The sequence below is a fragment of the Pseudoalteromonas sp. NEC-BIFX-2020_002 genome (genome assembly GCF_013002825.1).
Lineage (GTDB): Bacteria > Pseudomonadota > Gammaproteobacteria > Enterobacterales > Alteromonadaceae > Pseudoalteromonas > Pseudoalteromonas neustonica.
The window spans coordinates 335,690-348,348 of the sequence record NZ_JABEPJ010000003.1 but is presented as its reverse complement, the minus strand read 5'-3'; the positions used below and the strand labels follow the sequence as shown (position 1 = coordinate 348,348).

Sequence of the window (12,659 nt, the reverse complement as noted above, 5' to 3'; positions counted from 1 at the left end):
CACTGCACTTCCCTATTAAAATAAGTAAGTGGCGTCCCCAAGGGGATTCGAACCCCTGTTACCGCCGTGAAAGGGCGGTGTCCTAGGCCTCTAGACGATGGGGACACATAAATGTGTCACTAGGACAACTGAATGGTTAAACTCGTTTCAGGCGAGCTTTCTTAATAACACTGCACTTCCCTATTAAAATAAGTAAGTGGCGTCCCCAAGGGGATTCGAACCCCTGTTACCGCCGTGAAAGGGCGGTGTCCTAGGCCTCTAGACGATGGGGACACATAAATGTGTCACTAGGACAGTTGATTAGTTAAACTCACATCCTGAGCTGTTTAAGGTATTGCGATATATACAAATTAAGACTCGAGCTTGATTTGTTCGCTATTCTCTCGGTAAAACCGCCTTTAACTAATAAAAGCTAAGTGGCGTCCCCAAGGGGATTCGAACCCCTGTTACCGCCGTGAAAGGGCGGTGTCCTAGGCCTCTAGACGATGGGGACACAGAAAACTGCTACCCTAGGACATACACTAAAATAAATTGGTGGAGCTATGCGGGATCGAACCGCAGACCTCTTCACTGCCAGCGAAGCGCTCTCCCAGCTGAGCTATAGCCCCAATTTATTCTGCTAAACACTTACTCGGTAAACCGTGTGGTGTATTGCTTAGTGCGGGGCGCATTCTATGCAGCACCCCAAATAAAGTCAACAGTTTTTTATGTAACTTTATTTAAATGATTTAAATTTCAACAAACTGGATACTGAATAAACAACAGATTCAAATATACAGTACATTTCCCCTTAAAACGCGTTTAAATCATAAATAAACGAGCGCTAAATAGAAAGGATTGCCGTTAAATAATCATAATGAATCTAATTTATAAGGTATACATCTATATGCAAATCAAATTATGAAAAAGTCACTCCTGCAATTAAGGCCCTGATGATATTTTTTATATTGAATAAATAAACCAAGCACACGTTATTAGAGCTCACTAAACTTCAAGGCCCCCTCACTTTCGTATCGCAATGAAATAACCATTCTAAAAATGGCTGTTCTGCAACGTAAAAAAGTGTAATTACACCACGGTGTGTTGAATAATTATTAGATCACGCATACCTGCTGTTTATAATTACAATAAAATAGCTTCCCTGCCTGCCCATCATTTAATAATTAGCTAATCTTCTTTCAGCTCATTAAAGGTAAAAGGTAATTTATTGGCGTTTACCTGGTTAATAAACTAATCATTTAGCTTATGCACTAATGAGTTATGCGAGTAACTTTACGTAAGCGCGGCTTCAAATGCAGAGAAATGTTTATTAATTAGCCTCAAAAACGATTGTTTGCTTATAAAACCCGCATCTAAAACATTTTTCACATTCAAGTGTTGACACATTTAGAACTCTATCTATAATAGCGCCCCACAACAACGCAGCAATGTGTTGTATTAGATGTGGGTGATTAGCTCAGTTGGGAGAGCATCGCCCTTACAAGGCGAGGGTCACTGGTTCAAGTCCAGTATCACCCACCACATCTAATTCTATATGAGTTGTTAGCTCAATTAGAAAAAAGAGAGCATCACCGCTATTTAGAAATAACGGCGAAGTTCACTGGTTAAAGTCCAGTACTATTTATTTTGATAGTAGCGTTTTAATTTATATGTGGGTGATTAGCTCAGTTGGGAGAGCATCGCCCTTACAAGGCGAGGGTCACTGGTTCAAGTCCAGTATCACCCACCACATATAAAACCTATTATTTTATTAATAGTCGCGTTTTAAAATTGTAATATGGGTCGTTAGCTCAGTTGGGAGAGCATCGCCCTTACAAGGCGAGGGTCACTGGTTCAAGTCCAGTACGACCCACCATTTTTTAAATGGTGCATATTACAAGATATCTAAATGGGTGATTAGCTCAGTTGGGAGAGCATCGCCCTTACAAGGCGAGGGTCACTGGTTCAAGTCCAGTATCACCCACCATTTAGATATAAAACTTTACGGGTCGTTAGCTCAGTTGGGAGAGCATCGCCCTTACAAGGCGAGGGTCACTGGTTCAAGTCCAGTACGACCCACCATTTATAAAATGGTTATCGTAAAGTTTAGTTAATTGATTATTTGGGGTCGTTAGCTCAGTTGGGAGAGCATCGCCCTTACAAGGCGAGGGTCACTGGTTCAAGTCCAGTACGACCCACCATTTAATCAAAAATTATATGTGGGTGATTAGCTCAGTTGGGAGAGCATCGCCCTTACAAGGCGAGGGTCACTGGTTCAAGTCCAGTATCACCCACCACATATAATTCAATTCAATTCAAAGTACCACCAACTCCATACAAACATATAAATAGGTTAAAAATTTTAATTACTTATTCATACACGTTAAGAGTTTTATCTTTATGATATCTAAGACAAACTAACTACTAAACAGTTTATATAATACGTAACGATTACTTATTGCTCGTATTTTCTTATATATCCGAAATAAACCCACTACTTACAATGATTAAATTTTAAATTCCCTTGTCAGCGACTAGACTGTTTATTATAGTCACTGATACGTTTAATTGGTCGCAAGTTTAATGCCAACAAAGATTTTTTCTAAAGCCAAAATACTCATAGTTGAAGAGCAACCACTTGCCCAAAGCTATATGAAGCAATCTCTCGAAAAACTTGGCTTTGAGCAACTTAGCTTTGCTGAGCATGCTAGCTCGGCTAAAGAACAGTGCCTCTCAGAATCATTTGACCTTATAGTATGTTCTTTTAATTTAAGTAAAAATCAAGATGGCTACCAGCTATATGAAGAACTGCGTGTAAAAAGATTAATTAAGCACTCTACTGGTTTTATATTCATTTCAGCTGAAACAACAGGATCTTTAGTTCATAGTATGCTTGAACTACAGCCTGATGACTTTCTTGTGAAACCTTTCACTATTCACGAACTAAAAACACGAATAGAACGGATTTTATTGAGAAAGCATAAACTACAAAAAATTTATAGCCTAATAGATGATAATAACGATTCTAAGGCGCTCAAGTTCATTAATGCTGCTTTAAATGAAAAAGGCAGCGCTAATAGCGCAATTTTACTAAGGTTAAAAGGTGATCTTTTAATTCGATTAAAAAGAAATGAAGAAGCAAAAAGCTACTTTAAATCGGTTTTAAATATTCAAAAGTTTACATGGGCTAAAGTAGGTTTAGTAGAAGCCCTTATTGCTAACAATGAGCATATTTTGGCTCAACGTATGCTTAAAACAATGCTAGAACGACATGAAACTAGGCTAGTGGCATTAGATTTACTTGGCCGCTTAGAAATAAAGCTAAATAAATTTGAACAAGCACAAGATTTTTTAAGTAAAGCAGTAGAGATTGCACCGCGAAATATCGATCGTCAAAAATCATTAAGTCATGTCACACAGTTAAATCACGATTATGAAAAAAACTACGCAACACAAAAAGATATTGCAAACTTTGCAAAGCACTCCATACACGATCATCCCGATATATATTTAAATGCAGCGCGAGCTGGTATTGATTTCGCCCTGACTACAGATCAAAGCGATCAGGTTCAACGTATTTCGAGACAAACAAATAAATATTTAAACGACTTAAAAAGTCAATTTCCAAATAGCCATAACCAAGCACAAATTGATGTATTAAATGCTCGTTTACATTACCTTAAAGATGAGCACCAAAAAGCTAAAAAACTTATAGAACAGCTTGATGTCGATGACACTCAAATTCGCTCCGTCGACGGTGCACTCGACAAAGCGAAAGCATTTCATGAACTCGGGTTTCATCACAAGGCACAATCATTATTCTCCCAAATTATTACACATTGCGAACGTCACCCAAACATCAGTGATCCTATTTATCTGCAATATATCCAACAGCAGCAAAGAGAACGCCGAGATATTAAAATGGGGCCTAAAGAACTAAATAATCATGCTGTTACACAATTTAACCGTGGACAACTCAATACGGCCCTGGAAGCTTTCACACAGGCATTTAGGATCATGCCTCGCAATGCTAGCATTGCTTTAAATTTATTACAGTGTCAGTTTGATAACAGCAAAGAAAGTAGCCAAACAATGAATCTAACAATCGCTAAAAAATGCTTTGCACTTCTGTCTTCTACACAATTAGATGATGAGCAGCAACAGCGGTTTGAAAAAATATCACAGCAAGCGAATGCCATGGGGTTAATTTTAACTAAATAAAAATAATTTCCCTATTTACGCACTAGCGCATTCTATACTCGTATAAACCATCAATAAGGAAGTCCAATTGCAACATATTGCCTCTCACTTAATATATTTGTTAATGGCTAGCCTATCATTGAGCTTTACGTGTGCTTTAGCAGCTAAAACTAAGCTCTCAAACTGGCAAGAAGCTGATATTGATTGGCGTGCCTTTGAGGGTACGCATATTAATGTTTTGGCAGATCAACAGCCTGCATTCATGGCTTTAAAACCGTACTTGCCTGTTTTTAAAGAATTAACAGGTATTAATGTTGGCTTTCATGCATTAGAACAGTCAAAAATGCGCCGCAGACGAAGTAAAGACTTAGAGAAAGGATTAGGCTTATATGATGTATTACCCATGGGTGTTACATTTTTAGGTCAAGCATATGAAAAAAATTATATCGACCCCATTGCCCCTTACTTAAATAATCCCGCCTTAACCGATAAACATTGGTATAAAATTGATGACATTAGCCCTAACAGCTTAGCGTTGTGTCAGATAAACGGTACATTATTATCACTGCCCTTTGACTTTTCGGCACCAATATTTTTTTACCGTAAAGACCTCTTCGATAAGTTTGAATTACAAGTGCCCAATACTTATGAAGAACTTATACAAACCAAAATTGCACTTCAAAAAGCAATTGATTTAAACCCTGAGTTAGCAGGAATGAGTGCATTCGCATCTCGTACATTACCAGGCGCTGGATTAAATACTTGGACTGTTTTACCTGTGATGCGCGCATATGGCGCGCAAATATTAACACAAGAAGGAGAAGCGCTTAGTAACTCGCGTGAGGCTCAAAAAGGTATTAAAGCCTATCGAGATCTAGTTGTTGGCTATGGTAATCCATCAAATAGCCGTACATTACATTTTTATGATATTAGAAAGCTATTTAAAGAAGGTAAATTGGCATCAGCTTTTATCGCATCTCATTTTTATAATGAAATAGATACACCTAAAGAGTCAGACATATGGGATAAATGGGAGGCAGCCCCTTTACCTAAGGGTCCACAAGCACGTGAGACCTCTCCTTGGGCGTGGGCATTTGCTATTAATTCAAAATCATCTAAAAAATCTGCGGCTTGGCTTTTTATTCAATGGGCAACAAGTGCCCAAACAGCGAGTTTATTAAGTACCGGAGGCTCACCACCACGGCAACAAATATGGCAAGAACAGCTTTTTACGCTGGTAAATAAGCCCGGATTTAACGCGACAATGCTGTGGGTTTTTGAACACGCAACACCTGCTCACATTCAATCTGGGATCGCGCAATTTCCAGCCATTGGTGAAATTATATCTCATGCCTATAGCCAAATTTTTTATGGTGCAGATATTCACCAAACGTTAAATAATAGCAACGATAAAATTACCGTTGTACTTGAGACTAATAATTTAAAGCAGAAGTAGCCTATGTATATAAGCATTGCTCACAAAATACTATTAATTATCGGCTTTACTATCAGCTTAGTATTAGGTGTTAGTACAGCTTTGCATGTTATCGAACTAAAAAATCAAACTTTATTAAATATGAGTGAGAAAGCATCCGCGATCGTCTCACCGATGCTAGGTGAAATAAAAAAATTAAGCAAAGATGGTAATGTTGGTAACTGGGTGATGCAAATTCAAACCATCGCGATTGACCAGCTACTAGAGCAAAATAGCTTTAATGACCTCACTAATGTTTTTTTTATAGATAACGAAGCACATATAGTGGCGCATCACGATATTGAACAAGTATCGAGCGATGTTATTAATCAAACATTGTTACAAGCCCTCGATCAACAACAAAGTATTATTATCAATGATGATAATATTTATCACGTTGTTATTCCCGTTAAAGGACATCAAAATGACAATCTAGGCTTTGTTGTTGTTAGTTTTTCTGATGATGGACTCGCTGAAAAAATTGCCTCTATTATCACCAATGCCGTCTCATTATTTGCATTATATTTATTAGCTGCACTCGTGATTGCTTATATCGTTATTCGTAAAATAATCCTGCAACCTATTGAGCAACTCGTTGAATTTTCACACTCGATCACCACAGGCGATCTTGATTGCCCCATTAATATTGCTAGTCAAGATGAAATTGGTACACTAGCAAGTGGTTTTAAAATGATGCGAGCAGCAGTGCGACAACAAATAAACAACATGCATCAGCAACAGTCTATTTTAGAAGAAATGGTCGCAACACGCACACAAGAATATTTAGCGGCCAAAGATCAGGCTGAACATTCAAATCAAGCTAAAAGTGTTTTCTTAGCTAATATGTCCCATGAACTAAGAACACCGCTTAATGCAGTGCTTGGTTTTAGTCAATTGCTGCAAGACAGCGAGTATGACAAAACAAAGCTTCGATATCTGGAGGCTATTTCCGTTTCAGGTAACTCTTTATTAGGTATTTTGAATGGTATTTTAGACCTATCGAAAATTGATGCGGGAAAAATGCAGCTTGAGCTCGAAGACGCTGATTTAAATTTAATGTGTAATGAATTATCGATGATGTTTATGCAGCAATGTGCGCAAAAAGATCTAGCACTGACAATTCGATGCTCAGAGCTCATTCACAGTGCCCTACACCTTGATGGTAATAAATTACGACAAGTAATGATCAACCTAATTAGTAATGCCATAAAGTTTACTGAGCAAGGTCACGTGTGTGCATTGTTTGATTGTGAGCAAGGCTCAACAAATCAACATATCAATTTAGTGATCAGTGTCCAAGACTCCGGCAAAGGGATCCCAGATGATCAACAAAAATGTATTTTTAATGCGTTTGAGCAAGTGGAAGGACAAAAAAGTTCTGAGTTTGGCGGTACTGGATTAGGTTTGGCTATTTCACTAAAATTCATTAAGTTAATGGGTGGCACATTACAAGTAAATAGTTGTGAAGGTCAAGGCAGTGAATTTATTGTTCGTATCCCCGACATTAAATTAACTCATTCAATCAGAAGGACTAAAAAAGCCTATTATCCCCCTATTAATAGTTACCAATTTAATCCTGCTCGAATATTAATTGTTGATGACATTGCTTATAACCGAGATTTTTTAATTTCATTTTTATCTCGTTGGTCTTTTGACATTGAAACGGCTGAAAATGGTCAAACAGCAATAAAAAGTGTCAGTCAAAAAATCCCAGATTTAATCATAATGGATATGAAGATGCCAATTATGGGAGGCCTTGAAACAACTCAGTTTCTACGCAATGACGCTAAATATAAACATATTCCAATCATTGCGGTAACAGCCTCAGCCCTGCAAAATGAAAAAATGAAATTCACACAATTAACTGATTACTGCATAACAAAGCCTATTTGCAGAGAGCATTTAATTTTTGCTATTGCACAATTTATTGACCCAATTTAGCGTATCTATAAACCATACTTAATGCCTATGTAACCACTTTAAGTTAGCTTTTATAAAGTGGTTATGGCGTTCGTTTTTTTACATAAAGCTGCTTACAGCTTTTTCAGGGATACCGCATTGATACAATAACGCAGTCCACTGGGCATTGGCCCATCAGGGAATACGTGACCTAAGTGCGCATCGCATACATTACAAACCGTTTCAACTCTTTGCATACCGTGGGTTTTGTCACCATTGTAAGCGATGGAATTTATCTCTGCTGGTTGCGTGAACGATGGCCAACCGGTGCCACTATCAAATTTCTCGTCGCCATCAAATAATAAGTTATCACAGCATATACAGGCATACTTTCCAGGTTCAAACAACGTGCAACTATCTGAGCTATGTGGGCGCTCAGTGCCTTTATTACGCGTCACATAAAATGCCTCTTCTGATAGCATCTCTTGCCATTGTTGCATGGTTTTCTCTACTTTACGGCTTGGCTCTGGGTTACCTTTACTGGCAAAATTTAAAATATCATTCCAGTTCAACATAATTGACCTCATTTATACAAGATGGGTTAATTTACTGCTATCCACATTATCATGGTAGTGCGTTAATAACATTGCGAGTTTTGGATTTATCCGTACCTCACAAAATGGTTTGTTAGGATTTGAAAAATAGTAATTTTGATACTGGCTCGGTGAATGTTTAAACTCCCCTGCCAGTAAAATGTGTGTAATTAATGGCTTGTTATAATCTGCTTGCTTTAAATCTAACGCGTGCTGTGCAGCTTCACATTGCGCGCTCGTATAAGCATAAATTGCAGAACGATATTTCTCACGCATGCTATGTTCACTCGTTGCACTGTGGGTATCGATATGGATTGCAATTAAATCAGTTAAGCTTATTTTATGAGGATCAAAGCGCAATCGAATCGCTTCACTAAATTGGCTGCTGTTCTCTGAGCTTTTAAACCAACCTTGCTCAACACTCTCAACACCTTTTAATGAACTGAAAATAGCTTCGGTGCACCAATGGCAGCTTCCACCTAAACCGATCTGTTGTTTCATGATACCTCCAAAAAGCAACGACTAACTTGATGCGTTTAAGTATACCGCTGTTTTAAAGGTTTTATTTCATTGTATCAAAATAGATTGCTTTTCACGGGCAGTAAAAAGTGAATCTAAATACGCTAAAATCTCAGCTTTCGTTGCCGGCAAGCTGACAGATAATTGTCGCTCTTTACTAGAGTAAACAGACAATAAATCATCATGGCATTGTATTTTTTCAATCGTATTTATAACCAGCCATTGCGGTCCGTGTGTGCGATCAAAAAAGCCTGTCAGTGTAAATAATAATAAGTTTTCTTGATCGCGTTGGATGAATTTATCAAGGCTATTACGTGTTTTAAAAAATGACGTTAACCGATAGCAGCACGAGCTAAATACGAACACCCATAAAGCTATTAAAAATACAAACCAAGGCTGCTGTAATAGCCCAGTAAATAAGCTCAACAATAATAGTACGATGCCAAAACAAGCGACGATCAGCGCCAGTCGTTGATTAATTTTTTGCATTGATAGTCCTTACTAACCAAGATTGATGTTAGTGCTTCTTGTCATCCGTTTCAGGATCGGGCCAGTCATTAAAAAATACCGTTAAATAACGGCTTTTGGCTAAATACAGAAGCACCCATAACACAGTTACCATTTGTAGCGCTAAAAACATCGAAAATTGATAATAACTATGTGCTGCTTGAATGACTAACCAAGCTAAATCAGCGGCTGCGCAAACAAGTAATGGCCAGCGCATGAAGCGCCAAATTCGTGCTAATTTCGCAGCACCAGCAGTGCTTTTTTGTGGCCTGCGTAAACAAAATATAACCGCTGGAATAATCGCAATTGCGCCGATGGCCAAAGCACTAAAAAAATCATTTTTTGATCTAAAAACCAACGACATTATATCCAGCTCAGGACGACGGCTAAGCGCTGCAATAATCCAAATAAAATAAGCACGTAATAATACCAGTAAACTCAAATGAAATGCGATTGGCGTACGGTATGTGCCGTATTTATCCCAATACTCCGGTCCGTAACGCATCAGCACTTCCTATCTTTATTAAACTCACTATAAGTACAGCGGCACTTATAGTGATCAATAATGGACTGCTGTTGAGCTTTAACTGCATTGGCAGTTAAGTTACCCATTATGCTGCGCCAAAAGTGCAATTAAATCATCTTCGGTTAGTATCTCAATGCCTAAATCTTGCGCTTTAGTGAGCTTAGAACCTGCTTTTTCGCCCGCGATCAACGCATCTGTTTTAGCTGATACACTACCTGACACTTTCGCGCCTAATTGCTGTAGTCGTGCTTTCGCATCATTACGATTAAGTACACTTAAAGTACCTGTTAGTACATAGGTTAAACCTGCCAATGGCTGCGATTCTTCACTCGGTGGTATTAGTTCAGGCCAATGTATTCCTTGTGCAATTAATGCTTCTACTACGTCTAAATTGTGCTGCTCTGCAAAAAAACCTCGCACATGTTTTGCAACGATCTCACCAACATCACTTACCTCAACTAAGGCTTCTGCCGTTGCTGTTGTCACCATTTCAAGTGTTAAAAAATGGTTCGCTAAATTTTGCGCCGTTGCTTCGCCAACTTCGCGAATACCGAGCGAATATAAAAACTTAGCAAGCGTTGTTTGCTTTGCATCATCAAGCGCTGCAACAAGGTTTTTAGCTGACTTAGGTCCCATGCGCTCTAATGACTCAAAATGCCCTTGTTTTAAAATAAACAAATCTGCAGGCGTTTTAATAAGCTCTCTGTCCACCAGCTGCTCTACAATTTTATCGCCAAGCCCATCAATATCAAATGCTTTGCGAGAGGCAAAATGTTTAATCGCTTCTTTACGTTGTGCTTGGCATACTAAGCCTCCTGTACAACGCGCTACAGCCTCGCCTTCAATACGCTCTACATGCGAGTCACAGATTGGGCAAGTCGCTGGAAACTCAATATCCTTTGCATCAGCTGGACGGCGTTCTAGCACCACTTGAGTAATTTGTGGGATGACATCACCTGCACGGCGAATAATGACTGTATCGCCTACTTTTACGCCTAAGCGCTCTATTTCATCGCGATTATGCAGTGTTGCATTTGATACTGTTACGCCACCAACAAATACAGGCTCTAAACGTGCAACAGGTGTAATTGCACCAGTACGCCCTACTTGAAATTCAACATCGAGTAATTGGGTTATTTCTTCTTGAGCAGGAAACTTATAAGCAATTGCCCATCGCGGTGCTCGTGCAACAAAGCCTAAACGTTCTTGCATGGCTTTATTATTTATTTTTATTACAACGCCATCTATTTCATATTTTAAGTTGCTGCGCCGCTGTAAAATATCGTGATAATATTCAAGCGCGGCTTGCTGGCCTTCAACTAACTTAGTTTCTGGACACAGCGGCAAGCCCCAATCTGTTAATTTAGCAAGCTGTTGATAATGATCGCTAGGAAGCTCGCCGTCCGCAACCATGCCTGTGCTGTATGCATAAAACATCAATGGGCGCTTAGCTGTTATTTTAGAATCGAGCTGGCGTAAGCTGCCGGCAGCGGCATTACGCGGGTTTACAAATACTTTTTCGCCACGCTTTTCGGCTTCAACATTAAGCTTGTCAAATCCTGCGCTATCCATAAAAACTTCACCGCGAATTTCAATTTCGCCGGGGTAATCATCACCACGTAATTTTAATGGCACATTACGAATTGTTTTTACATTCTCTGTGATATTCTCGCCAGTATGCCCGTCACCGCGAGTAGCAGCCTGCACTAATACACCATTACGATATAAAATAGACACAGCTAAGCCATCAAGCTTTGGTTCGCAGCAAAAGGTCAGTTCGTTGGTGTCCATTAAACGTTCTTTAACACGGCGGTTAAATGCGGTAAATTCATCTTCGCTAAAAGCATTATCTAACGACAGCATCGGCACTTGGTGAGCTACTTGCTCAAATTTAGCAAGCGCAGCCCCGCCTACCTTTTGTGTTGGTGAATCCGCGCTTGCATACTGCGGGTTTTCGCTCTCTAAAGCACTTAGCTGTTGTAATAAACGGTCATATTCCGCATCAGGGATACTAGGGTTATCGAGTACATAATAGTTGTGATTATGATCTTCTAATTGCTGACGTAGCTGCGTTATTTGCGCAAGCACTAAAGTGGACATACTGACCTCAAAAATATAAAAAGCCACTTAAACGAATCATCGCCAAGTGGCTTATAAAAATCTTAACTAATTAATTTTACATAGCAGGTAATTAAACTGAAAAACGTCTCACTTTTTCAACGTAATCACGTACGCTATCAACCGTCATCTCTTCGCGCTGTGAGTCTAATATAGCGGCGCCAAATTCATCCGCCAGTTTCTTCGCTGCACTATGGAGCATATTAAATGCGGCAAGCCCATCGCCATCACAGGGTAAGGTCATAAATAAACTAATCCCTGCAGTACTAAATTGTTCCATGTTATCAACATCGAACGTTCCAGGATTGTACATATTCACTAACCTAAACAGCACTGGACCATGGCCAGCAGGGTCTAAGTGGCGATTAAAAAAGCCTTCTTCAGAATATTTAAAACCAAGCGTATTTACAGCGGGTAGTAATTTACTACCTTCCATTGTTAAGCCTTCAGGCATTTGGATATGCACAATAATAAAGTCTTCTGCTGCTGGCGCTTCATCTGTTTTTTTACATTCTTCGCTATTAGTGTCTTCCTGCGCTTTTGTTTGCTCAGTAACCGTATCTTCAACTACCTCATCTAGTTTAGGCTGCTCATCTGATGCACTAAAACTAAGATCACCAAACTGCGGCTCATCACGCTGCGAGGTATGTGTTGCTGTTGGTTCTGATATTGGTTGGCGTTGCACTGGGGGCTGCTCAGTTGGTTCAACCCGCTCATTTGTTGCAATAGGTGCATCTTTTTTACGAACTGACCACAGGCCATGTATTAATAATCCACCAATGACAACTACACTGATAATGATTAAAACCCATCTTAATTCTTCGGCCATCCCCTCACCTTTATT

Annotated in this window: 9 protein-coding genes and 11 tRNA genes; 10 read left to right on the top strand and 10 right to left on the bottom strand. The window is 39.2% G+C overall.

All coding sequences use genetic code 11. The features are described 5' to 3' along the window. Window positions 1–29 precede the first annotated feature (29 nt). From HJP15_RS06025 to HJP15_RS06010, 4 genes are all read right to left on the bottom strand, one after another. Window positions 30–105: transfer RNA gene (locus HJP15_RS06025), tRNA-Glu, on the bottom strand. A gap of 92 nt (window positions 106–197) precedes the next feature. Further along, window positions 198–273 (bottom strand) — tRNA-Glu (locus HJP15_RS06020). A gap of 144 nt (window positions 274–417) precedes the next feature. Next, window positions 418–493, bottom strand: a tRNA-Glu gene (locus tag HJP15_RS06015). Between the two features lie 39 nt (window positions 494–532). Continuing rightward, window positions 533–608: transfer RNA gene (locus tag HJP15_RS06010), tRNA-Ala, on the bottom strand. Between the two features lie 837 nt (window positions 609–1,445). Between HJP15_RS06010 and HJP15_RS06005 the strand changes: the two genes are divergently transcribed. The 10 genes from HJP15_RS06005 to HJP15_RS05960 all read left to right on the top strand — a co-directional run bounded on the left by HJP15_RS06005 (window position 1,446) and on the right by HJP15_RS05960 (window position 7,594). After that, window positions 1,446–1,521, top strand: a tRNA-Val gene (locus tag HJP15_RS06005). A gap of 132 nt (window positions 1,522–1,653) precedes the next feature. Then, a tRNA-Val gene (locus HJP15_RS06000) sits at window positions 1,654–1,729 on the top strand. A 50-nt stretch (window positions 1,730–1,779) separates the two neighbouring features. Continuing rightward, a tRNA-Val gene (locus tag HJP15_RS05995) sits at window positions 1,780–1,855 on the top strand. Window positions 1,856–1,890: 35 nt separating this feature from the next. After that, window positions 1,891–1,966 (top strand) — tRNA-Val (locus HJP15_RS05990). Window positions 1,967–1,985: 19 nt separating this feature from the next. Continuing rightward, window positions 1,986–2,061: transfer RNA gene (locus HJP15_RS05985), tRNA-Val, on the top strand. A 43-nt stretch (window positions 2,062–2,104) separates the two neighbouring features. Next, a tRNA-Val gene (locus HJP15_RS05980) sits at window positions 2,105–2,180 on the top strand. Window positions 2,181–2,200: 20 nt separating this feature from the next. Beyond that, a tRNA-Val gene (locus tag HJP15_RS05975) sits at window positions 2,201–2,276 on the top strand. A 286-nt stretch (window positions 2,277–2,562) separates the two neighbouring features. Next, on the top strand, window positions 2,563–4,200 hold the full coding sequence (locus HJP15_RS05970; protein ID WP_054206430.1) for a response regulator: 1,638 nt from the start codon (window positions 2,563–2,565) through the stop codon (window positions 4,198–4,200). A 67-nt stretch (window positions 4,201–4,267) separates the two neighbouring features. Then, the gene (locus tag HJP15_RS05965) at window positions 4,268–5,635 is read left to right on the top strand and encodes an extracellular solute-binding protein (RefSeq protein WP_054206431.1); all 1,368 of its coding nucleotides are present in this window, start codon (window positions 4,268–4,270) and stop codon (window positions 5,633–5,635) included. Window positions 5,636–5,638: 3 nt separating this feature from the next. After that, window positions 5,639–7,594 (top strand): ATP-binding protein, encoded by a 1,956-nt coding sequence (locus tag HJP15_RS05960; protein WP_170173234.1) that lies wholly within the window; start codon window positions 5,639–5,641, stop codon window positions 7,592–7,594. A 92-nt stretch (window positions 7,595–7,686) separates the two neighbouring features. Here the strand turns inward: HJP15_RS05960 and msrB are convergent, their stop codons facing one another. From msrB to zipA, 6 genes are all read right to left on the bottom strand, one after another. After that, window positions 7,687–8,127, bottom strand: a complete 441-nt coding sequence (msrB, locus tag HJP15_RS05955; protein WP_054206433.1) for a peptide-methionine (R)-S-oxide reductase MsrB — start codon at window positions 8,125–8,127, stop codon at window positions 7,687–7,689. Between the two features lie 12 nt (window positions 8,128–8,139). Further along, on the bottom strand, window positions 8,140–8,646 hold the full coding sequence (locus HJP15_RS05950; protein ID WP_054455316.1) for a peptide-methionine (S)-S-oxide reductase: 507 nt from the start codon (window positions 8,644–8,646) through the stop codon (window positions 8,140–8,142). Window positions 8,647–8,712: 66 nt separating this feature from the next. Then, entirely contained in the window at window positions 8,713–9,153 is a 441-nt protein-coding gene (locus HJP15_RS05945; RefSeq protein ID WP_054455319.1) for a hypothetical protein, read from the bottom strand. A gap of 28 nt (window positions 9,154–9,181) precedes the next feature. Then, entirely contained in the window at window positions 9,182–9,679 is a 498-nt protein-coding gene (locus HJP15_RS05940) for a DUF2919 domain-containing protein (RefSeq protein ID WP_054455365.1), read from the bottom strand. A gap of 96 nt (window positions 9,680–9,775) precedes the next feature. Further along, entirely contained in the window at window positions 9,776–11,797 is a 2,022-nt protein-coding gene (ligA, locus tag HJP15_RS05935) for an NAD-dependent DNA ligase LigA (protein ID WP_170173233.1), read from the bottom strand. Window positions 11,798–11,888: 91 nt separating this feature from the next. Continuing rightward, window positions 11,889–12,644, bottom strand: a complete 756-nt coding sequence (gene zipA, locus HJP15_RS05930) for a cell division protein ZipA (RefSeq protein WP_170173232.1) — start codon at window positions 12,642–12,644, stop codon at window positions 11,889–11,891. Between the last annotated feature and the right edge of the window lie 15 nt (window positions 12,645–12,659).

What these genes read in the sequence shown, in the direction of transcription:
- HJP15_RS05970 (WP_054206430.1), top strand. Translation starts at nt 2,563, where the DNA reads ATGCCAACAAAGATTTTTTCTAAAGCCAAAATACTCATAGTTGAAGAG.
- HJP15_RS05960 (WP_170173234.1), top strand. Translation starts at nt 5,639, where the DNA reads ATGTATATAAGCATTGCTCACAAAATACTATTAATTATCGGCTTTACT.
- msrB (WP_054206433.1), bottom strand. Translation starts at nt 8,127, where the DNA reads ATGTTGAACTGGAATGATATTTTAAATTTTGCCAGTAAAGGTAACCCA.
- HJP15_RS05950 (WP_054455316.1), bottom strand. Translation starts at nt 8,646, where the DNA reads ATGAAACAACAGATCGGTTTAGGTGGAAGCTGCCATTGGTGCACCGAA.
- HJP15_RS05945 (WP_054455319.1), bottom strand. Translation starts at nt 9,153, where the DNA reads ATGCAAAAAATTAATCAACGACTGGCGCTGATCGTCGCTTGTTTTGGC.
- ligA (WP_170173233.1), bottom strand. Translation starts at nt 11,797, where the DNA reads ATGTCCACTTTAGTGCTTGCGCAAATAACGCAGCTACGTCAGCAATTA.
- zipA (WP_170173232.1), bottom strand. Translation starts at nt 12,644, where the DNA reads ATGGCCGAAGAATTAAGATGGGTTTTAATCATTATCAGTGTAGTTGTC.